The sequence below is a fragment of the Clostridium sp. HGF2 genome (genome assembly GCF_964240115.1).
GTDB classification, from domain to species: Bacteria; Bacillota_I; Bacilli_A; order Erysipelotrichales; family Erysipelotrichaceae; genus Clostridium_AQ; species Clostridium_AQ innocuum.
Window position 1 is genome coordinate 1 of the sequence record NZ_CAXSSO010000020.1, and the last position, 21,298, is coordinate 21,298.

20 protein-coding genes are annotated in these 21,298 nt (G+C 44.5%); all 20 read right to left on the reverse strand.

From position 1 onward, the window contains the following. Positions 1-340: 340 nt before the first annotated feature. Positions 341-985 (reverse strand): RpiB/LacA/LacB family sugar-phosphate isomerase, encoded by a 645-nt coding sequence (locus ACESPQ_RS20525; protein ID WP_373144861.1) that lies wholly within the window; start codon positions 983-985, stop codon positions 341-343. 8 nt (positions 986-993) lie between these two features. After that, entirely contained in the window at positions 994-1,809 is an 816-nt protein-coding gene (locus ACESPQ_RS20530; protein ID WP_008726997.1) for a PTS system mannose/fructose/sorbose family transporter subunit IID, read from the reverse strand. Next, positions 1,793-2,557, reverse strand: coding sequence for a PTS mannose/fructose/sorbose/N-acetylgalactosamine transporter subunit IIC (locus ACESPQ_RS20535; protein WP_008726996.1), 765 nt, complete (start codon positions 2,555-2,557; stop codon positions 1,793-1,795). Before ACESPQ_RS20535 ends, ACESPQ_RS20530 begins: the two co-directional genes overlap by 17 nt. Positions 2,558-2,577: 20 nt before the next feature. Then, on the reverse strand, positions 2,578-3,042 hold the full coding sequence (locus tag ACESPQ_RS20540; RefSeq protein WP_109771198.1) for a PTS sugar transporter subunit IIB: 465 nt from the start codon (positions 3,040-3,042) through the stop codon (positions 2,578-2,580). Between the two features lie 12 nt (positions 3,043-3,054). After that, positions 3,055-3,474: a PTS sugar transporter subunit IIA gene (locus ACESPQ_RS20545; protein WP_008816994.1), complete on the reverse strand. Its 420-nt coding sequence runs from the start codon at positions 3,472-3,474 to the stop codon at positions 3,055-3,057. Next, entirely contained in the window at positions 3,475-6,192 is a 2,718-nt protein-coding gene (locus ACESPQ_RS20550) for a PRD domain-containing protein (protein ID WP_109771197.1), read from the reverse strand. It lies immediately after the preceding gene. A 131-nt stretch (positions 6,193-6,323) separates the two neighbouring features. Next, positions 6,324-7,292, reverse strand: a complete 969-nt coding sequence (locus tag ACESPQ_RS20555) for a transketolase family protein (RefSeq protein WP_109771196.1) — start codon at positions 7,290-7,292, stop codon at positions 6,324-6,326. Next, positions 7,289-8,095: a transketolase gene (locus ACESPQ_RS20560; protein WP_109771195.1), complete on the reverse strand. Its 807-nt coding sequence runs from the start codon at positions 8,093-8,095 to the stop codon at positions 7,289-7,291. Before ACESPQ_RS20560 ends, ACESPQ_RS20555 begins: the two co-directional genes overlap by 4 nt. Then, the gene (locus tag ACESPQ_RS20565) at positions 8,092-9,273 is read right to left on the reverse strand and encodes an iron-containing alcohol dehydrogenase (RefSeq protein WP_109771194.1); all 1,182 of its coding nucleotides are present in this window, start codon (positions 9,271-9,273) and stop codon (positions 8,092-8,094) included. The genes ACESPQ_RS20560 and ACESPQ_RS20565 overlap by 4 nt, the downstream gene beginning before the upstream one ends. Positions 9,274-9,282: 9 nt before the next feature. Then, on the reverse strand, positions 9,283-10,146 hold the full coding sequence (locus ACESPQ_RS20570; RefSeq protein ID WP_109771193.1) for a ketose-bisphosphate aldolase: 864 nt from the start codon (positions 10,144-10,146) through the stop codon (positions 9,283-9,285). Positions 10,147-10,589: 443 nt separating this feature from the next. Next, complete coding sequence (locus ACESPQ_RS20575) at positions 10,590-10,739, reverse strand: hypothetical protein (RefSeq protein WP_181392562.1); 150 nt, start codon at positions 10,737-10,739, stop codon at positions 10,590-10,592. Positions 10,740-11,043: 304 nt separating this feature from the next. Beyond that, positions 11,044-11,682 carry a 3-hexulose-6-phosphate synthase gene (gene hxlA / locus ACESPQ_RS20580; RefSeq protein WP_118002943.1) on the reverse strand — a complete coding sequence of 213 codons (639 nt, stop codon included), beginning with the start codon at positions 11,680-11,682 and terminating at the stop codon, positions 11,044-11,046. 3 nt (positions 11,683-11,685) lie between these two features. Then, positions 11,686-12,633: a class I mannose-6-phosphate isomerase gene (locus tag ACESPQ_RS20585; protein WP_109771191.1), complete on the reverse strand. Its 948-nt coding sequence runs from the start codon at positions 12,631-12,633 to the stop codon at positions 11,686-11,688. Further along, positions 12,617-13,399 (reverse strand): DeoR/GlpR family DNA-binding transcription regulator, encoded by a 783-nt coding sequence (locus ACESPQ_RS20590; RefSeq protein WP_109771190.1) that lies wholly within the window; start codon positions 13,397-13,399, stop codon positions 12,617-12,619. Before ACESPQ_RS20590 ends, ACESPQ_RS20585 begins: the two co-directional genes overlap by 17 nt. Positions 13,400-13,604: 205 nt before the next feature. Beyond that, the gene (locus tag ACESPQ_RS20595; RefSeq protein WP_065532421.1) at positions 13,605-14,579 is read right to left on the reverse strand and encodes a Gfo/Idh/MocA family protein; all 975 of its coding nucleotides are present in this window, start codon (positions 14,577-14,579) and stop codon (positions 13,605-13,607) included. Positions 14,580-14,911: 332 nt separating this feature from the next. Beyond that, on the reverse strand, positions 14,912-15,601 hold the full coding sequence (locus ACESPQ_RS20600) for a hypothetical protein (protein ID WP_118002940.1): 690 nt from the start codon (positions 15,599-15,601) through the stop codon (positions 14,912-14,914). Between the two features lie 303 nt (positions 15,602-15,904). Beyond that, complete coding sequence (locus ACESPQ_RS20605) at positions 15,905-16,564, reverse strand: Crp/Fnr family transcriptional regulator (protein WP_009269742.1); 660 nt, start codon at positions 16,562-16,564, stop codon at positions 15,905-15,907. Between the two features lie 28 nt (positions 16,565-16,592). Further along, positions 16,593-18,404 carry an aryl-sulfate sulfotransferase gene (locus ACESPQ_RS20610; RefSeq protein ID WP_257328173.1) on the reverse strand — a complete coding sequence of 604 codons (1,812 nt, stop codon included), beginning with the start codon at positions 18,402-18,404 and terminating at the stop codon, positions 16,593-16,595. Between the two features lie 27 nt (positions 18,405-18,431). Continuing rightward, positions 18,432-19,610: an NAD(P)/FAD-dependent oxidoreductase gene (locus tag ACESPQ_RS20615; RefSeq protein ID WP_044905645.1), complete on the reverse strand. Its 1,179-nt coding sequence runs from the start codon at positions 19,608-19,610 to the stop codon at positions 18,432-18,434. Positions 19,611-19,616: 6 nt separating this feature from the next. Further along, entirely contained in the window at positions 19,617-21,074 is a 1,458-nt protein-coding gene (locus tag ACESPQ_RS20620) for a hypothetical protein (RefSeq protein WP_118002938.1), read from the reverse strand. Positions 21,075-21,298 lie beyond the last annotated feature (224 nt).

Here is a 21,298-nt window from a genome sequence, read left to right on the forward strand (position 1 = left end):
AATGAAGAAATATAGAATTCTGATTTCCAATGCAAGATTTATCATGATAGGTTGTTCTTTGTTCCCTATGAGAATCCATGCGGGCTGCTTTCATAGCAAAGCGAAAAGCAGCCGGTTCCTTATGGTTCTTTCTTGATTGCAGGTAAACTTGAAACAGGGAGACTTCCATACTATTATAGTTATCAATAGAAGTTGAAGTCTCCCTTTTGCAAACACCCTAAAGCAAGAAAGAACCTCCCTTATAAATGGCTGCTTTTCCTTCGCATTTTAATTATTATCAGCTACAATTTTCTGTCCTGAATTTACATGGCATTTTATATTATATGTTTTTCATTTAAACCTATGGATGTAACAGGTTTTTTATGAATCGTGTAACAGGTGTATCCTCTGCATTTCTGAAAAACTGCTCCTGAAATTGTGGATAATCAAGAAGCTGCTTCAGCAATTCCTGATCTGTTCGCTGTAATGCTTCCAGCAATGCATACTGGGCAGGCAGCTTTGTTTCATTCATCATACGTGCTCTGCTGCGTTTTTCACCTTCTGCATAGCATTGCGGATAGCCACCACCGAATTCCTGCGCAAACAATTTTTCAAACACATAGCGCAGATTGATTTCAGCGCCCCATCCAAAATACTGGGAGAATGGCAGAGATACCGCATTTCCGGCATTTACCTGGGTAAACAAGTACGCATCCAGCGGTGTATTGACATAGCCGCAGACAACATCAGCGAACGCATTACAGGAAATCATAGCTCCTTGCCCTGTTCCGCAGCCTGTCACGACAAAATCTACTGCGTGGCTGTGCAATAGAACCGCTGCAAGAATACCTATCTGCGTAAAATTAATCTGATGACTATCCTGTTCCGTATACATACCGTAATTGAATACCGTATGTCCTTTTTTCTCTGCTTCCTGCTTCAGAATATCAAATATCATGGCATTCTTATCTGCCTGTGAATCTTCATTTATCAATCCTATTTTCATACAACCTCCTAAAACATCGAAATGGCGGCACCAAGGATACCAAACAGGATGATACCAGCCAGAATATAGGTTACCTTAATATCCTTTTTCAGGAAATAGAAGATCAGTCCGGTAAAGCATAGTGGTAGAAGATTAGGCATAACGCCGTTAATGGTGTCCAGAATTTTCACATCGTCGTAAGCTACCGTCAGGGGAACACTGACATTGGTTGCGACCATTCCACCTATAACCATCAATCCCAGAATACCAGCTCCTTTGAAAATCTTATCCATGATGCCGGATTCCTCTACCTTATTCAGAAAGCTGGTTCCCAGCTCATACCCCTTGTACATCAGAAAATAACGAGATGCAAAATTCGGAATATTGAAGATAAGCAGATAGATGATGGGTCCCAAGATATTACCCTTCAATGCCAGAGAACAGCCCAGACTTGCGGCTATTACACGCAGTGTTCCAAGAAAGATTGAATCCCCGATTGCCGAAAGCGGCCCCATCAGTCCTACCTTAACAGCATTGATGGATTCAGTATCAAAGTCCCTATCATTCGCATTCTGTTCTTCCATCGCCGCAGTTATACCAAATAGTACTGTACAGATAAATGGGGTAATATTGTTAAACTCCAAATGACGGGCCAATGCTGCTTTCATTTGTTCCTCATCATCTTTATATAGCTTGCGCAATACCGGCATAAGGGAGAATGCCCATCCCAGATTTAACTGCCTTTCGTAATTAAACGATGAATTATACGCTATCGAACGAACAAACACCTGCTTTAAATCTTTTTTTGTCAGCTTCTTCTCTACAGAATTAGAATTCATTATCATCCATACCTCCCATCTCCACATTGTTTTTCTTACGATCATTCATGATAACCAGCAGAGCAATTAAAATCGCGATGCATGCAATACCAAGCACAGGAATCTGCAGATAGCTGGCAATCAGAAAGCCGATAAAGAAATATGGAGCCAGCTCCTTACTGATAATCATTTTCACCAGCATGGCAAAGCCAAGGGCAGGCAGCATGCCACTTGCAGCTGACAATCCCTTCATAATGAATGCCGGTATCTGATCAAGCACTGCCTGAACTGCAGGACCTCCGACATAGAAACAAATTCCGACTACAATTGCCATCGGCACACAGTATGCCAAAGTTGACCATACATGCATGGCAGCTACCTTGGAATCATTCCCCTGTAATGCATAGCTGTCTGCACGGTGTACAAAGAACCCTCTTACAAATGTATAGATAACCTGTTTTATAAGCAAAGCAAAGGTTGCGATTGGAAGGGAAAGTGCAACTGCCCCCTCGATACCGGAGCCTGTGGTAATTGCAAATGCCGTACCCAGGATTCCACCGGTGTAAATATCGGGTGGAAATGCTCCACCGATTGTCAATGTCCCCATGTAGACCAATTCCAGACTGGCCCCCACCATTAGTCCCTGCTGTACATCATTCAATGCGATACCAACCAGTACGCCGGTACAAAGCGGACGGTCATATTGTGAATATCCTAGAGCATCTCCCATATAGGCAAGAAAAGCTATCAGTGCTATCAATGCTGCTTGTATCATACTTCATTCCTCTCTTTCATTTAAAGTCGCTTAACGGGATCATTGGGAACCATACGAAGCTCTACATCAATATTCTTATCGACCAGCTCCCGAAGCATCATTTCCTCTTCATCTGTAAAATTGATATTATGATTGGAGGGATGCGGATGTGTATGCTCTCCTGCTTTCAGACCTCCAATGTTGACGATATGGATACGGTCCACCTCACTGGCAAGACGATAGGCGTCCGCTACATTATCCACAACAATAAACAGATTGTATTTATCTGCTTTCCCGCTGTTTAATGCTGCGATGGATTCCTCGATGCCTTTTACAATCAGCTTACAGCTGGCTGGCTTGGCAAGGCGAAGCGTTGTTCTGCGCAGATCATTGGTTACACAATCATCATTTGCAATCAGTATGCAGTTGACCCCGAGATACCCGGTCCAGGAAAAGGCTACCTGTCCATGCAGAAGTCTGTGATCAACACGAAGCATTTTAATCATATGTTCATCCTCCTAAAAATCGTTTTCTTCCTGCAGGTGTAAAGTGTCTCCACTGCAGAATACTATATAATCACTGTTATGCTCTACGATTTTCTGAATCGTATCTGATTTTAATTCGTCCGGATACAGTGCTAATTCCAGCAGCAGACTGAGATTTAATCCGGAAACCAGATAAAACGGATAATCCTCTGTAAAACGCATGAATTCATTATTCACACTACCTCCCAACAAGTCTGTGATGACCAGAAGCGCCTGCTTTTCATAATCATGATCAGCTACCAGCTGTCGTATGCGTGCGCTGTAGTCAACGCTACGATCAATATAAGCACAAAGCGGTTCTACATGGTCCTGCTCTCCCGCAATCATTTTAAGACTATCCATAATACCTTCTGCAAATCTTCCATGACTTGCGATAATAATTTTTGTTTTCATTTAGAAATCCCCCTCTTGCGTTCCATGCAGTTTGTCTTCTTTGATATAATCATATAAATAGGATATTTCGCTCATAGATAGCTCTACGCCATAATGGCTGCATACCTTTGTGAAGCTTCTTCTTACTATCTCTATGAACTTTCTGTTTTCTTTCTCAAATTGCTGCAAACCCTCGTGATTGGTAATGGGTTCTTTTGTTACCAGACGTTCAATCATACAGCATAGATGAATATACAATCCAGCTAGCGTATTTCCATAGAAGCGGCGGTCCAATTGCAGCTGCATTTGATTGACAGCACCCTCTACAAACTCCAGCAGCTTTTTTGCATCCAGAATAGATAAGGTATCCAATGCATTGCCAAGTGAGAAATTATGGATTAGATTTCTCGTAAATGTATCTATATCTTCAATCGTCAAATATTTATTAAGCAAGGTTCTCAGATAATCCAGCTGATTAGAGGTAATCAAATCCTCCAGTGATATAAACTGCTTCGGACAATCAATGCTGGAACAGATACCGGATACAAATAGAATATCATATTCCTTTGCAATTTCATTCATATAGTCTTCATTTCTGAAATCCAATAGATCGATAGAAAGCATTTCGATATGGATGGCCTTCGGCAATGAATCCGCAAATAATTCCCGCATGCGATTCGCCATTTTGATTCCATTGTCCGATATGAAAATTATCAAATCTTTTTTCTGCTTGTTTTCTACAAGTGTATAGGTACTTGTAGAATGCTCTGCCGCTTTCCTTAATAACGATTCCATATCTGCTCCCTGCAGTATAGATTCTCCGATATCCAGAGCAAGTCTTGTCGATACATTGTTGATGATGCCGATATTCTTATTGTCTATCATAGTCAGCTGTTCATCAATATGCTCCAGTGATCCCATGTCCACAAGCAAAAGGATATCATTTTTTATTGTATAGCGATCAATATAGCGTTTCAGGCGGTCCGCAATATCCGGCATGGAGGTATCCAGAGGCATATCAAAGGCTTCGAACAGATAGCTGCCCAGCAGAGAATTTATGGCCTCGGCCATGCTGCTGGCTGTGGAATAGCCATGTGCGATAATAATGGACAAATATTTATTCTGATGGGCATGCTCATGATAAAAGCCGAGATGAATCATGAGAATTACTTTTTCCATATCATCAAACCCTAATTCCAGATTTGCAAGCAGGGCATAGCTCAGCTTCTCACAGATCAGATACCCCTGGGGATACTGCTTTTCCAACAGGCTCAGACATTTGCTGATTTCATAGGCATGCTCCTGTTTCCATTCCTCAAGTATCCTGTTATGGGACTGCCTGCCATAAATACAAGCCGCAAACAACGGGCTGCAGTGATATGGAATCGAAACGTTGTACGTGGTAAGAACGCGGTTCAAAATATTACGAATCGTATGCTCTAACGCAAGAATCTGCTGATTCGTATATTTCTCGTTATATGCGATTGCACTGCAGTATTGTGTCAATACACCATTCAGCTCCTTAACATACGATATCATAGAAGTCGCTTCATCCTTTGGAACCCGATTTAATATAGTTTCAAACAGCTCCAGTAGCTTTCTTGATTCTTCATTTCGTTTATAGGAGGAAATATCCACATACTCCACCTGCTCCTCCATATAGTCCTGTTCACCTAAATCCATTAAAATGGAATCCGGAAGCTGATACATGCGGATATACAGCTGCTCGGTTGTTTCTTCCTCACTGTTTGCACGTGCACATACATCTTCTACCGTACGTTTTAATTCATCGATATTGCGTTTATAGGTTCTAGTCAGAAGTATATGAATCAGATTTTTACTGACAAACAGATATCTTCCTAGCTTCCATGACTGCAGCTTAAAGAAATGTATGATAAGCTCTTCCTTATCATCCTGATAGCGCTCATCCAAATTCGGCATCCGGCAAATGATCGGGAAGCATTGAATCAGGTCATAATCCAGATATTTCTGATAATCCTCATCCAGTGAAAGGATGATTCTTGCACGAAGCGTGATACGGTTTCCTCCACGGATAAAGCCTCCATCCTCCAGAATACGCATGAGGAGCTGCTGATCATGCTTGCTCAGATTCTGCACTTGTGTAAGGTAGAGAATACCGCCTTCGCATTGCTCCAGCAGCCCTTTTTTGATCTCTGTTCCCAACAGCTGTTCTGCCAGCTGCATATCCTGTTCAAGGACCTTATATTTCTGCAGCAGCGCCTGTTCCGGAATAATCCCTGCATCCTGTCCATACTCAAACATCTTCTGACACATAAGCGATTTCCCACTGCCTTTTTCTCCATAAAGAATCACCGGAAGACCATTTGGAGGATATTTTAATGCGGATTTCAACTGATCTATCACAGTATGAAGAGAAGTGTCATATCCGATCATTTTCATAAAATTACGCTTAATACATGTTTTTTTAGACAACGTATCCAGAAAATCCTCAACGCTGTAAAACATACTTTCTTTAAATTGCACCTGAAACTGTTCCTCAATGTTTTTTCTGGAAAGAAAATACACAGGTCGTGTAGCAATTTTCACAAGAAGCCCTTCCTTTACAAAGCCATTGAGATACTGGCTTGCCAGAGATCGGCTGATATGAAGCTCATTGCTCAAAATATGAGCAGAAAACTCCTCGATATTCCTTAAATCCGGCTCCACCTTCTTTGAAAGAAGATGTTCCAGAATTTCATTTTTTGTGCTGATTGTCATTTGCATTACTCCCTTCAATATCTGATACTGTTATCTAGATTATAAAAGAGATAAAAGCAGTGCACAACATTGTTGAAAATTTAAACACTAAAGCCTGATCTTTTCTTTATGCAAACACTTTTTTTCACTCCTCAGCTGCCATATTTTTCCAAACCATCCAGAGCCTTGTTCACGATATCCGTACTGGTCAGGTGGAATTTCTCCTTCAGATATTTTCTTGTTCCTACTTCACCGAATTGGTCATCAACGGAAATATGACGAAGCAGTGCAGATGTTTTCTGCTGTGCCATGATATCGGCTACCAGCTCCCCGATTCCGCCATAGCGGCTATGGTTCTCGATTGTGACAATAACCTTATGCGTCTGTATCACATTTTGAAGAACTGTTTCATCTACCGGCTTTATGAAGAACAGATCAATCACACTTGTTGATATTCCCTGTTCCTCCAGCTGCTTTGCACTTTCTAATGCATCATAGACACCGGCACCGATGGCGATGAGCGCAACATCTGAACCTGTTTTTAAGATATTAGCCTTTCCGAATGTAAAGGAAGAGCCCTTTGCGTATATAGACGGCACCGGTTTTCTTGTACAGCGGTTATAAACGATTCCGCCATTCTGCTCATACCATTTCAGAACCCAGGAAAATGCAATACTGTCTGCCGGTGCTACAACATGAACTGACGGAATTGCGCGCATCATAGCAATATCCTCAAAGGTGGTATGTGTTGCCCCATTGTACAACGACCAGTAACCGGGATCTGATGCATAAATGTGAAGATCCTGCTTGGCGAATGCGGCAGAGATACATACCTGATCCGCAACTCGTCTGGATACAAAGGGGGCAAAGGAATGGACATAGGGGCGTATTCCAATGCGTGACATCGCTGCAGCAGCTGCTATCATATTTGCTTCACAGATGCCGAAATTAACAGTATGCTTTGGATATTTACCGTACAGATATCCGGCGCCGGACGATCCTGCCAGATCCGCGTCACAAACCATAATAGGCCTGCCATTCAAAATCATCTGTTCCAATGTTTGTCCATATGCTTTTCTAACCTCACTGATTTCATGATTCTCTGCCAGCTGCCAGCTCATATGTTCAGCTCCTTTCCTGTCTGAATGATATAGTCCTGAAGCGCCTGCTTATCTGCTTCATTAAATGTCACATGGTGTGGATTCTCCTGCTGTTCAAAGTAGGGAATACCGGCTCCCTTAACCGTGTTTAATAAGAGCGCACTTGCCTGCCCCTTTCTTTTTATGCATTCGGAAAGCTTTCGATCAACATCCTCCACTGCATTCCCATCCACTTCACACACATGAAAACCGATACTTTGAAACAAGGAAGGAAAATCAAAGTCGCAGCTGACCTTTCGCAGCAAGCCGTCTACCTGCTTCTTATTACAGTCAACCATAACAATACAGTTATTTAATCGTTTATTTGCGATGAACTGCAATGCTTCAAACACCTCACCCTCATTGCATTCACCATCCCCTACTATACAAAACACATATCCTTCTCTCTCCATTGTCTTTAACGCATAAGCAATTCCTGCAGCCTGAGAAATCCCCTGCCCAAGGGAGCCGGTCGTTACCTGAACACCGGGTGTTTTCATGCGATCCGGATGAGAAGGAAGCAAGGTGCCGTTTTCATTCAAGGTGTGAATATGCTTTTGATCCAGTCTACCTGTCAGCATCAGTACCGCATAATAAGCAGGTCCCGCATGTCCCTTGGACAAAACAAACCAGTCCTCTTCCTTCATGTAATTTCCAAACAGAACCGCCAATGCATCACTCATGGAAAGCGCACCGCCGATATGACCATCACCGCGATGAAGAACCATATCGCAGGTTGTCCTTCGTATTTTCTCTGCAAATCCTTTCAACTCATGCGTATTCATTCAACCTTTCCCGCCTTTCTGTAAATCGCTTTAATGTCCTGTAATGACAGCTTCTTCAGTTGTCCGATGCTGTCAGAACGAAGAAGACAGTTCTGTGCCATGGTCTGTATGATTGCTTCATCAATACACACATTCAACTCTGTTATACAGACGGGCATCCCCACCCTTTTGAAAAAGGATACAAGCGCCTGAATACCAAGTATTCCACAGCGATCATCATTTATTTCTTCTATTCCCATGACGTGCCGTGCAAAGGAAGCAAATCGTTTCGTATGATATGGCCGAACATAGGTAGCCCAGCTCCCCCATAAGGCACATAAGCCTGCTCCATGGACAACATTAAACAATCCGCTGAGCTCATGCTCCATACGATGACAGGCCCAATCTTCTTTTCTGCCTGTCCCGAACAAACCGTTATGGCATAAAGAGCCCGCCCACATCAGGTTAGCTCTGGCCTCATAATCCTGTGGATTTTTTATGCTTTTTTCGATACTGGATAATACCACACGCATAAGACCTTCACACATACTGTCAATCAATTCTGTGTTATCCGTTGGAGAAAAATAACGCTCCATTGCATGCATGAGGATATCGCAGGCTCCACTTACCATTTGATAATACGGAAGTGTGAATGTCAGTGTCGGATCCAAAATTGCGAATACAGGATAGAGATGTTCATCATCACAGGCTCTTTTCAGATTCCCGTCATCAATGGTAATCACCATAGAACAGCTGGATTCACTACCTGAACCGGCAATGGTCGATATTACGCCTACATCAAGCGCCCGCTTTATTTTTTGATCTCCTAAGAGGATATCCTGAAGTCTTACGGACGGTGCTGCCAAGCATACCGCTACTGCCTTTGCCGTATCTATAACAGACCCGCCTCCAAGTGCAAGAACCACATCCACAATATCATCCTTTACGTTTTTGACGATTTGTTCGACCTCTGACAGCTTTGGATTGGGATGTATTCCCCCTTGTACAAAGCAGGAAATGGAACAGGACTCCAACTGCGTTGTTATTTGCTCTAAAGTACCGTTTTCCTTCCAGTGGGGTCCCCCGTACAATACCAGCGCAGAACGATATCCGCGCTTTAGCAGTTGATCTTTCAATGCATGCAGACAATTCCTACCAAAGATAATTTCTGTTGGATTTTTATAAATAAAATTTTCCATAGCATACCTTTAGCGATATTTATCGGCTTGCCCGATACATCCGAACAGCTGCATTTTGTGAGTGATTACCCTTTTCGCCTCCCGCTTGCCAGATACAAATACGTCAGGTGTCCAAAAAGCATCTGTTTCTATAAGCATTTCCTTTGTACCCTGAAAAAATGCTTTGCGATAGTCACTTGCAATATTGACCTTGCAGATCCCATGGCGGCATGCTTCTGCGATTTCCTCATCGCGATTCGCAGAGCCTCCGTGTAAAACAAGAGGACGTGTATTTAATTTTTCAATAGCCTCGAGAATATCCAGACGAAGCTTCGGCACAAATCCTTTCGGATAGATACCGTGTGCAGTACCTATCGCGACAGCAAGCGTATCAGCATTCGTTCTGGTCAAAAAGTCGGTAACCTCCTCCGGTCTGGTATAGGTTACCTGTTCCACGCCTCCCTCAACGCTGTCTGATAACGCACCGATCGTTCCAATTTCCCCTTCTACTGACACATCGACACCATGCGCAATCTCAACAACGGTTTTTGTGAGTTTTACATTGTCCTCATACGCTAATAATGAGCCGTCAATCATAACAGATGTAAAGCCGCAGCGTATTGCTCGTATGCAATCCTGTATGGTCTTTCCATGATCCAGATGCAGGACACAGGGAACACTGCTGTTTCGCATCCGCTTCACAGCATAGGCGAAGAAATCCGATCCAACATATGAAAATTCAGGTGGTGCAAGCTCAACAATTACCGGTGCATGTTGCTCTTCTGCACATTCCATAACAGTTGAAAACAGAAGACTGTCGCATACATTAAATGCTCCTACTGCAAAATGATGCTTTCTCGCTGTTTGCAGCAAGCTCTCCATATTCATCAGCATTTTTCATCTCTCCTTTCTGATGACCCCATCATAACGAGGATAGAAAGCACCGTCAGAATTGTTGAAGATTTTCTTTATATTTCAATACATTTCAACCTTAATCCACTGCTTTATCACTTCTTTCTGAACTTTTCAACATATCTGAAATTCATTTGTACCAGGATAAGCGAGTGGTGAGCATAGTGAAAAAGTTATTTAAACACAATAAAAAAATATATACTGTCCTGATTTTTTGTTATTTTTCATCTCTGCCTTTGCCGCTGATTCAAAAAAATACTGTTTCTTCTATAAAAGAAGGTATAACCTGTCATAATTTGAACCATTTCCGTAATAACATAAAAAGCACTTTTTCCATGATAAAAAGACACTGCGTTTTCTCTCGCAATGCCCTTATATCACTATTCTAAATTAGCATGCCACATCATTAAATCACTACAGCTCTGTCAGCTTTCCTGCATCATCATAACCACCATGGCATCACAGCAGATCCAGGCAAGCTTTTCATACATGGAGCCGCTCATCTGTATGGGACGCCCCTGAATTTCTGTCGTTTCCTTGGTGACTACCTGTATTATGAATTTGATATCTGTCATCGATGACAGCGCACCAGCTTTATTCGTTGTCAGCAGTGCGATGTCCGCATGCAGTGACCTTGCTTTTTCTGCAATGACAACCGGATCGGATGTATTTTACCGAGCCGGACAGAAAACCAGCAGATCATACGTTCGTACTACCCCATAAGTATCTATCGCATGGAAAGGCCTCTTGCAATAAAGCCGCTCCTGCCTGCCCGGCGACATACCCCCGTTTCGCATTTAATGCACCATTATCTCCAGTTCTTTCTTTACTATTTCTACTGCTCGCTGCGTCAGCTCCGGCATGATGAAAGCTAGAACATCACTGCTCACCGCCATGCACCGCTTCATAGATTTTTCTTGCTTCAGCTACAGGATCCAGTGCATGCGTGATTCCAGAACCTACAATAACGATATCCGGACGCAGCGCTGTGTAATCAGAAATTGTTTTTCCATTGATTCCACCCGCAACCGATACACCGGCAGCCTTCACGCACTCCTTCATCAGCTTCAAATCCTCAAGCGGCTCTCTTCCAGCCGCCTGCTGATCTGCACCGACATGAACCGCAATGATATGCGCCTGAATTTCCTCCATCTGCGCAATCTTTTTAGGCATATCCTCCACACAGATCATATCCACAACGACCTGCTTACCATAGCGGTTTGCCGCATCAATACAGCCTTTAACCGTCAATATATCGGTAACTCCCAGCACCGTTACATAATCAGCACCTGCTTTCAGCGCTTCTTCCGCCTCATAATCTCCCGCATCCATGATTTTCAGATCCGCTAGAATTTCCTTTTCCGGGAACTCCTTTTTCATCACCCGTACTGCTTCCATACCATATTCAATAACAAACGGTGTGCCAATTTCAATAATATCAATATAATCACGTACTGTGCGTACAAGTGATACTGCATCCTCCAACGTGATATCGTCCAATGCCAGCTGTAATTTCATAAACTAATCCTCCTCATTTCTGTAGGATGCCAGGAAGACATCCATGTTTCCTTCGAATTTCAGCATTCCCATTCCTTCCGGAACGAGCAGGGTTTCCCCTTTTTTGATAGGTACATCCTGTATAGTTCCTTCACCATCCACACATGTATAAAAGGCAAAGCGAGGATGTGAGAACGTACCCCTTTCCTCAACCTGAAGACGCATAAGTGTATACAATCCCGGTTCATCCCAGTACCTTGTCACATGAATGCCGCGCTCCAGGGAAGACGGATACATAACAAATTCGGTGGAGGTATCCGGCATATTTACATTTTCATATACCTGCTCCGGCTGAATATCACGTTTTTTTCCGGTAGATGGATCAATGCGGTCATAATCATACAGACGCAGTGTACAATCAGCATTTCTTGAAATATTATAGGTCAATACACCGGTGCCAATGGCATGCAGTGTTCCTGCAGGAATATCGATGAATGCATCCTTAACCGCCTTCAGATATTTCAACAGGCCCTCCCAATCCTGCTGCTCTGTTTTCTCCCTAAATTCCGCTATTGTCTTCGCCTTGTGTCCAAACTGGATTCTGCCTTCCTCTGTCGTATCCAGAATGACCCATGCCTCCGGTTTTCCGCGGCCTCCGTTATATGCTCTGGCAAATGCATCATCCGGATGGAGCTGTACGGATAAATCAGCCATGGGATCCAGAATATTGACACGTACCGGCAGCTCCTCTGTATCACAGTTAAACCACTCCGGATACTGTTTGTATAATGCAGACAGTGTCATGTCCATTCCCGATACCTCACAATCCGCATGTCCCTGTAATGCGACCACATTATAGACCTCCCCCAGCGGCTTTACATCCGTATGATAGTTGAATTCATTTTCCAGACGCTCTCCGCCTCCCCACATACGCGGTTCATAAAACGGTAGAATTTTAACGATTTTCTTCATATTCATCCTCCTGTGCCATCCAGATCGGCACGTTTTTTTCGTAATGCTCATAGGCTTTCGCGGATAGAGAACCATCTGTGATGATACCGTCAATTTCCTCCCATAAACACATGGTATGAAATCCGGATTCCCGAAATTTATCACTGTCTGCCAGTACATAGATTCGCTCACTCTGGCGAACCATGGCTTTTTTCGCCTCCAGCTCCTGATAGGAATGTGTTGTAGGCCCTTTTCTATCCAGAATGCCGCTCGTCCCCAAAAAGCAGATATCCGCATGGACCGACTCAATCGCCTGCACACACCAGCTTCCGATCAGTGAAAGGTTTTTCTCCCGTTTTTTTCCACCGGTGAGAAATACATTATGACGCTCTGCATCCAGACTCTCCCATGCGAGGAGTGAGTTAGTCACAATATCAAGCGGGCGATAATCATTCAATATCTTTGCCAGCTCATGCACCGTCGTACCAGCATCCAGAAAAACGACTTTGGCATCCTCCAGAAAGCCAAGTGCACAGCGGGCGATTTCCTTTTTTCGGGAGCCATGCCCCATTCGTACAGGCAGCGTCTGCTCAATATCCTGCCGGGATAATGATGCTCCGCCATACTCCCTGTGTGCAATGCCAGCAGCTTCCAGGAAGGTTAGATCCTTGCGAATCGTTTCCATGCTTACCTGATACTGCTTAGCGAGCATCTGCGCTTTCACATAGCCATGCTCCTGCAGCCTTCTGATGATTTCATTCCGACGTTCAAAGGTTGGTATCTTCACGTTTTTTCTCCTTCCTGATGACAGTATACGAAATTTTCGCCATCACAACAAATTGCGATTAGTTGCGATTTTCTTTTATTGTATCACAAAAATTGCGATTGCCTGCGTTTTAAAAATTATTTATTTCTAGAAAAGCCATATAAAAAGTATGCGTTTGCTATACTCCTACGCATACTTTTATCCATTCACCAGTTTGATTATATAACTACAATCCTGCCTTTTCTCTTGCCCGGGTGATGATCTCCATCACAATCAGACTCTCCTGCTGTCCTTCCTCAACCCGTTTCCAGTCCTTTTCACGCACAATGCGTTCAAATTCGACGAATTCAAACTTCATGCGATGGACATCCGGATGCGAGTTGAAGCGTCCTTCTTCCTTTGTATCACGGTATGTATATGCCACCGCAGAGCATACAGAGGCAGAGCCCTCCACCTCCAGATATCCGTTTTCACCTTCAATAACAGCCTGAGAAGGTCCCGCGCAATCCTTTGCCGCAATGCATACGGATTTAAAGCTGCCATAATCCAGAATCAGAATACCGGATGTATCCACGCGTTTTTCTATATTAGCGAAATACTGGACATCCTTCGGCATCCCGAACAGACCTGCATTGAAATGCACATTGTACACATTCAGATCCATCAGTGCACCTCCGGCCATATCCGCATTAAACGCAGGTAGAACCTCTCCACGCTTAAATGCATCATAACGGGAAGAATACTGTGAATAGTTACAGGATACCACATGAATGCTTCCAACTCTGCTCAGTTGTTTCTTCAGCTCCAGATAATTTGGATAATACTGATTCGTAATTGCCTCCAGCAGCATGACATTGTGCTGCTTTGCAAGGGCAATCAGCTCCTTCAATTCATCCACATGTACCGTAAACGGCTTTTCGCAGATGACATGCTTGCCGGCTAAAATCGCTTTTTTGCTGAATTCATAATGCAGATGGTTATTAATTGCCACATATACGGTATCAATTTCATCCAGCTTCAGCATTTCCTCATAATCGGTGTATGTATGGGCGATCCCATGCTCCTCACTTAATTTCTTCAGCTTTTCCTCAGAGCGCTTGGTAGCACAAATTCCAAGCAGTTCGATTCCTTCGATGTCATGTACAAATTCCAGCAGACCCTGTACGACGATCATGCCTGCTCCTGCAATTCCTAATTTCATACCAGTTCCCTCTTCTTTCTTACCCATAATGTAGCATATCTTCCCGTTTATGTGAATATCTGTTTTAAATTTTTAGTGAGTTTCAAAACAAAAATGATGCATACAGCTTACTTCTATTCATGATGCTGTGTAGAGCTATCACGCGTATTCTTATGGCGGAACTTATGATACAAGATTCTGTGCATTGCATACATATGACGCGAACAGAAATCCGCAGGCTGGATAGCGGATTATATATTTTATCATACCAACGATTTCACAAGGTATAAGCTTCGCCTCACTGGCTTCAGCAAGTATGCAATCATCGTTATAATTACTACATCATTTTCCTACTAAGCTATTTTCTTTTTTTCAATCCTATCCCATTCTCTGTTTTCACACCAGTATACCGTATTCGCTGCAGGATCAAACACCATGGATACCACCGTAGGACAGATGGTCTGTGCAGTCTGTTTTAAAACCTCAAAGCAGTCTGAAACATCAAAATCCTCACTTCTGTTCTCCAGAAGCTCGACAGCCTTATGATATCTGTCCAGTCCCATCCAGGGGTGCCTTTCCGTGCTTCCTTTGAATGGAGAGAAATTTGTTAGAACGGAGTATTTCGGTTTTGATGCATACCGTATTCCCTGCCCCGGAATGATTTGTAAAACATTACCGGAGCGATCGGATAGCTGTGATTGAAAGGTGACACCCGGAACACTTGATACCGCTTCATGCTCAGCGATTGCTTTAATTTCATCCAGTGTTTTCTTTCTAAGCAGTAAATCGATATCCAAATTGATAATATTGAGACTGTCCGCATTCGCAGGATTACTTCTTTCATCAAATGGCCAGCATGTCGGCATCGCTACAAAATCTCCTCTGGAATTAGCACCGAATAAGGGCAGCCAGCCTTCTTGATCGTCCTGTATGGCAATATACACTTTATCTTCCTCTGCCTTCACCCGATATTCCATATTCAAAATATCAAGATTAAAGCCGATGATTGTTTTATTGCCGTTTGAAATTATACTTGTGCACATCGTATGTATCCTCCTGTTGTTTTCTCTATATTTTGATTCAGGATGGATGCTTTTGCATACACTGAATCTGTCGGTATCAATAACATATCCGTATCATAGCACATAATATTGTATTTGCGGGGAAAAGTTCATAAATTGTGGACCGTTATCCTTCAGAATTCACATGATGCAGGTGCTTATTATTTCTTATATGGAAGTTCTGTGTAGGGCAGTCCTTATGCAAAGTTTAAATTCCAGGATAATAAAAAACAGGTCCCCTATGCTCTTCAATCGAACATAGGCTGTACCTGTCTCTCATTGATTTTACAAAATATCTTCCAGTTTCTTCTGATCGAGAAGAATCAAAGCATGCCCCTCGATGCGGAAGATTCCTTCCTTTTCCATACGCTTCAGCTCCTGATTCAAAGAGGAACGACTCACATGCAGGGTATTCGCCCAGATGGTCTGTGAACGCGGAAGCGGTATCCGTTCATGCTCTGACAAATGATTCATACTCAGCAGCCAGTATGCCACGCGCTGCTGAATCGTCTGATACATCAGGCAGCTCAGCAGCATCTGATTGCGCAAGCCCCGTTTTGACAGATACAGCATAAACGCCGTCATCATTTCCGTATCCTCCTTCAGCATTTCCTCCAGATCGGATACATGCATCCAGGCAACGGTTGTCCGTCTTACTGCGACCAGCGTATACGTATACTGCCGCTTTCCTGTAAAATACAGCAGCTCAGGAAACACATCGTTATCCTCAAAATAGGCACTGCACAGCACACTTCCCTGACTGGTATACTGCTCCGCCTTTAAAACGCCATCCACAACCATTCCGAAATGATCAATCGTGTCATTGATGGAATGCAGAATCTGCGAGCTTTTATAGGTTTCATACTGCAGCCTTTTCCCATAAATCTCATGGTGCATGCAGCGGTGGGCAAATATCGGCATAAGACCATAGGGTTCCTTGCGCATGGAAATCCTCCTTTATCCGTTTACAGAATCAGGCGAACACCGCATCCAGAAAGTCACAGACATCATCGTAATCATGCTCTCCATGAAAGCGCCGCACCTCTTCACCGTTGCGATACACCGCCACAACAGGGATTCCCTGTACATGGCAGGCGGCAACGATATCCTTGTTGGCATCAACATCCACATAGCGAATCAGGAAGCTGTTCGCAAACTCCTCCTGCAGGGCTTCTTCCAAAACCGGATGCAGTGCCTTACAGTGTACACAGCGCTCTGCACCAAACAGTACAAGCACCGGCTTCTCCTGCTGCTTCCATACCTTATCCTTCCACTCCGCCATGCCGCTGACCGGTTCAAACACCTCAGTATCTACGGAGAAAACCTTTTCACGTCGGCTCAAATCTTCCTCATCATCGGTTGCCACACACAGTGCCACATCCTGATAATACGGCAGGGTTCCTTCCACATCAATCACCGTCTTTGCGCCAAGTGCTCCGGCATTCGGCATACGGAAGGTGGTATTGTCAATACGTGGAATTGCAATTTCCGTCGGTGTCGGCTCCTGTGGAACATAGCTGTACGGATAGCGGTAGCCGCGATAAATCATATTGTTCTTCGGACCTGTTTCATTATGCGTATAATATGGCGAAATCCACTCCCATACAATTTCATGATCTGCGGTTACCTCTATTATACGACCATCGCTTCCTTCTGTCACGAGCGTATTTCCATTCGGAAGACGCTGGGCACTGGAAACATAGGGACTATAGAATTTGCTGGCATCGGTTGGTATGGCATGCGCAAGCTCCTTCGGTGTCAGCTTCCACACAACCTCCAGTGTAATCGGGTTAAACTCCAGCACACGGCTGTAATCCCGCAGCGCATTCTTGGAGCCGTTGCGGCTGCCCGGATTCGGAACGCCATAGCCTCCCCAGCCTCCGTTGTCAAACACCATCAGGTTTCCTTCTCCTGGAAGACCCTTCGGTATCATATGGAAATGATGCTGTCCGATGATCCATCCAAGCTTCCTCAATTCCGGAGTTGCATTGAAATCCGGACCGATTTTCCACACGATCTTCCCGCTTTCCTTATCCAGAATGGCAAGGATATTCGCCTCACGGCAGTCAAAGATGATATTGTCCGGCTTAAAGCGCATATCCCCATGCTCATACCATTTATTCGGGCCAAGATAGCTCATGCAGTTCACATGCAGATAATCGCCGACACCACCGTCACTGGAACGCATATTCGGATCGCGTGCCAGAATATTTTTTGCGGCCTCATCGAAGCCCAGCTCATCAAAATGATCCGAAATAGACCATTTCCATAAAATGTTTCCTTCCCAATCCACCTCAATCATGGCATCATCCAGCAGCTTCTTATCGGAGATTGCCGGATTTTTAATGGTTTGATGAACCAGAATCAGGGTATTCCCCTCCAATGGCTTTGCGTCCATTCCCGGCACATAATATCCAACCGGATTGCCTTCCCTTTGATAATCGTGGTGCTGCCGTGCCATCCAGCGGTGATCTCTTCCGGGATCGTTGATATGTTCAAATTTGTCAAATTCCCAGACGATATTCCCGTCGTAATCAATTTCAATCAGATTCACACCATCCTGCATTCCGTAATCCGGATGGCGGTATCCGCTCAGCCCCATCACATAGCCGCCAGGCAAAAGCTTGGGCGGCATGGCGTGCATATTCCATCTGCGCACCTCATTGCCATTCATATCAAACAACAATACACCGTCATTGATCAAGGGTACGATCGTGTACCCGTTCCAGCATTTCTGCGGATCATATACGGTTACTCCGTGTGGAAAAACGTAAGGCTGTCCCATATTGCATTCCTCCATTCTATGGTTTTGCTATGCCTCTTTACCATTCTTTTTTATCAATTTCCCATGTTCAAACATTGCACTGGATAAGGTTCCATCCATATGCAGCAGCTGATACAGCAGGGTCTGTCTGGTGATATCCTGACGAATGACTGTATAATCATCCTGTAAGGCCTCCTCCAGCTGTGTCACCTGTTCAATCTGTGAGCTTTCATACGGATTATAGAATAGAAAAGCAACTCTGCCGGAATCCGGTGTCAGAATGCTCTTCAGCTGATTTCTCTCCCTGCAATACCGCTCACTTGCCGTAGCGGCAATCGCTCCGTCTGCGGCTGCGGTGACCACCTGACGCAAAAAAGTCTGTGTGCAGTCCCCCACTGCATAAATGCCGGGAACACTGGTTTCCTTTTTCTCATTCACAAGAATATATCCCTTTGCATCACAGGCAACCACATTCTGTACAAACTCCGTCTGCGGCACCATGCCGACAAAGAAGAAGATACCGTCCGCACGCACTTCCCGTGTTTCACCGCTGACAACGTTTTTCAGGATTAACCCGCGGACCTCCTCATCCCCCAGAATTTCCTGCAGGGTGGTGTTCCAGACAAACTCTATTTTCGGATTTGCATAGGCTTCAGCCGCTGCCATTTCATTACAGTCAAGGTGCCCCTTCTCATGCAGGACGATAACGGTTACCTTTTTTGCGAAATGCGTTAGATATCCGCTTTCCTCAATTGCCTGATCGCCGGCTCCCAGTACATAGATTTCCTTATCCCGGAAAAACTCCGCATCACAGGTAGCGCAATAGGCGACCCCATGTCCGGCAAGCTCGATTTCATTGGGAATACCGAGAACCCTCGGCTTCGTCCCCGTATCCAGAATCACACTGTCACCGATAAAATCTCCGCGGCGCTTTGTGTGTACAAGAAACGCACCGTCCTCCATCGTTTCCAATCCGGTTACCGTAGTCCGCTTGAAGACATTGGTGGCATACGACTGGGCATGCGCCTTGAATTTCTGCATCAGACCTGCACCGCTGTCAGAAATAAAGCCCGGATAATTTCGGATTTCTCTGGTGTCGTTGATACGTCCGCCAAAGCTTCCCTTCTCAATCATGAGGGTTTTTCGTCCGGCTCTCCCTGCATAAATGGCAGCTGCCAGACCGGCAGGTCCTCCTCCGATAATGATGACATCATAGCGTTCTTCCATACATCCTCACTCCTTTGCATGATGGTATGTCATACTATATTTATGTTCTCCCTCTCTCCCTGCACCGAGCACGACCCAGATACCGCAGATCAGTGTCAGAAGCAGACAGTAATAGGAGGACAGGAAAATTTGAAACGGTGTGACAACCGGCAGATAGGCATGATTTGCGGCCAGCTGATTGATCACAGTAACAGCTCCCATGACAAAGGCGCTGTTGATTGGTATGATTGCTGTTATATTCGTTGTCATCGCAGTTAACAGAATACTCCTGCGTTCCGGTGATATTCCGGCCTTTTTTCCAATGGTATCCGCAATATCCTTAAACATGAGAATGGAAGGCAGCACACAGCCTGCCAAAAGAATATTGACAATACCGACGCCAAGGGAAATCATCGCCTCTGCACCGCCTGCATGCTGTACCGCTTTTCGTGATGTGAGATAGTTGCAGCATTTCTCCATCATTCCGCCCTCTACGGCAATCGCAATCAGACCATAGAGCAGGATGGTGGAAATGATGATATCGACCACGCCGGATAAGCCGTCAAACAGAATGCCGTGCAGCTCCTGTGTTTCATACTGAATGCTGATCAGATCAGAAAACCGGAACAGTCCGGTTGCGATTCCGACGATTATACCTGCCACAATCGCATAGGTGACGCCGACAAACAGATCACTTGTTTTAAAGCAGATTATCAGCAGAAGCAGAATCGGCAGCAGCATCCACAGTCCCTTTGGATTGCACATGCTCGCAAGCAGCTCGGGATTCTGTGCGCTTCCACTGGTTCTCAAAGCATAAAACAGAACAGCGGACAGAATTCCTGCGATGAGCAGATACGGCAGACGCTGTTTCATTACACGCAGCAAATCAGCGCCCTTGTTTGTGACAGGATCATGCTGGGAGGCAATCGTCGTATGAATGACCTGAGAGCTTGGGGAGAGTGCATCCCCAAAGAAAATGCCGCTCAGCATAGCCCCTGTCAGAATCGCAGGATCAGCGCCCATCAGCACCCCTGCCGGATAAAAAATCGGCACAACGGCCAGAAGTGCCGCAATCGGTGCACCTGCGCCCATTGAAATAAGTGAGGATACAAGAAAACAGAAAACCGTGAAGCTTCCTCCGCTCAAATGCAGATGCATGCCGATCCAGACAAAGCCGGAGCCGATCTGTCCGACAGCCAGAAGCTTGGAAAAGATACCGATTACCATGAAGATCATAATCAGTCTGGCATTTCCATACTGGGCAAGACCGTGTACGATGGCATCCCAGTAATGCGCCTTGTCAGCACATAGGAGGAATCCGATCAGAATGGCAAGTACCGCTGCCAGAATCAGCGCCTTCATAGAGTAATAATGAAAACAGATCATGATGATACCGCTCAGCAGAACATACAGTACGATGGGCAGTACGGCGAATTCCTGATGCATATGGAATTTCAATAAAGCGTTTACATCGTTCTTTTTCATATAGCCACCAACCTTGGATCCACCCCTATGATAACACTCCCTTTTTCCTGTTACGTGTTGGCATTCCAACAGTTTCTCACTTTTTGTGAATAAAATAACAAATTAAAAAACAGCGATTTTTCACAAGAAAAAAGCCAGGTGAACAGTCAATGTCATTAAGTTAAGAGGATGAAAACAAACAGGATGCGGTTTTATTTTATCTCATTCTGATAGGATTAAGAGTA

Coding starts and splice junctions, on each gene's coding strand:
- ACESPQ_RS20600 (WP_118002940.1), bottom strand. CDS start 15,601: ATGTGCACAAGTATAATTTCAAACGGCAATAAAACAATCATCGGCTTT.
- ACESPQ_RS20585 (WP_109771191.1), bottom strand. CDS start 12,633: ATGAAGAAAATCGTTAAAATTCTACCGTTTTATGAACCGCGTATGTGG.
- ACESPQ_RS20555 (WP_109771196.1), bottom strand. CDS start 7,292: ATGAGCTGGCAGCTGGCAGAGAATCATGAAATCAGTGAGGTTAGAAAA.
- ACESPQ_RS20595 (WP_065532421.1), bottom strand. CDS start 14,579: ATGAAATTAGGAATTGCAGGAGCAGGCATGATCGTCGTACAGGGTCTG.
- hxlA (WP_118002943.1), bottom strand. CDS start 11,682: ATGAAATTACAGCTGGCATTGGACGATATCACGTTGGAGGATGCAGTA.
- ACESPQ_RS20620 (WP_118002938.1), bottom strand. CDS start 21,074: ATGAAAAAGAACGATGTAAACGCTTTATTGAAATTCCATATGCATCAG.
- ACESPQ_RS20610 (WP_257328173.1), bottom strand. CDS start 18,404: ATGGGACAGCCTTACGTTTTTCCACACGGAGTAACCGTATATGATCCG.
- ACESPQ_RS20605 (WP_009269742.1), bottom strand. CDS start 16,564: ATGCGCAAGGAACCCTATGGTCTTATGCCGATATTTGCCCACCGCTGC.
- ACESPQ_RS20525 (WP_373144861.1), bottom strand. CDS start 985: ATGAAAATAGGATTGATAAATGAAGATTCACAGGCAGATAAGAATGCC.
- ACESPQ_RS20565 (WP_109771194.1), bottom strand. CDS start 9,273: ATGGAAAATTTTATTTATAAAAATCCAACAGAAATTATCTTTGGTAGG.
- ACESPQ_RS20535 (WP_008726996.1), bottom strand. CDS start 2,557: ATGATACAAGCAGCATTGATAGCACTGATAGCTTTTCTTGCCTATATG.
- ACESPQ_RS20570 (WP_109771193.1), bottom strand. CDS start 10,146: ATGCTGATGAATATGGAGAGCTTGCTGCAAACAGCGAGAAAGCATCAT.
- ACESPQ_RS20615 (WP_044905645.1), bottom strand. CDS start 19,610: ATGGAAGAACGCTATGATGTCATCATTATCGGAGGAGGACCTGCCGGT.
- ACESPQ_RS20530 (WP_008726997.1), bottom strand. CDS start 1,809: ATGATAATGAATTCTAATTCTGTAGAGAAGAAGCTGACAAAAAAAGAT.
- ACESPQ_RS20560 (WP_109771195.1), bottom strand. CDS start 8,095: ATGAATACGCATGAGTTGAAAGGATTTGCAGAGAAAATACGAAGGACA.
- ACESPQ_RS20545 (WP_008816994.1), bottom strand. CDS start 3,474: ATGAAAACAAAAATTATTATCGCAAGTCATGGAAGATTTGCAGAAGGT.
- ACESPQ_RS20540 (WP_109771198.1), bottom strand. CDS start 3,042: ATGATTAAAATGCTTCGTGTTGATCACAGACTTCTGCATGGACAGGTA.
- ACESPQ_RS20575 (WP_181392562.1), bottom strand. CDS start 10,739: ATGACAGATATCAAATTCATAATACAGGTAGTCACCAAGGAAACGACA.
- ACESPQ_RS20550 (WP_109771197.1), bottom strand. CDS start 6,192: ATGACAATCAGCACAAAAAATGAAATTCTGGAACATCTTCTTTCAAAG.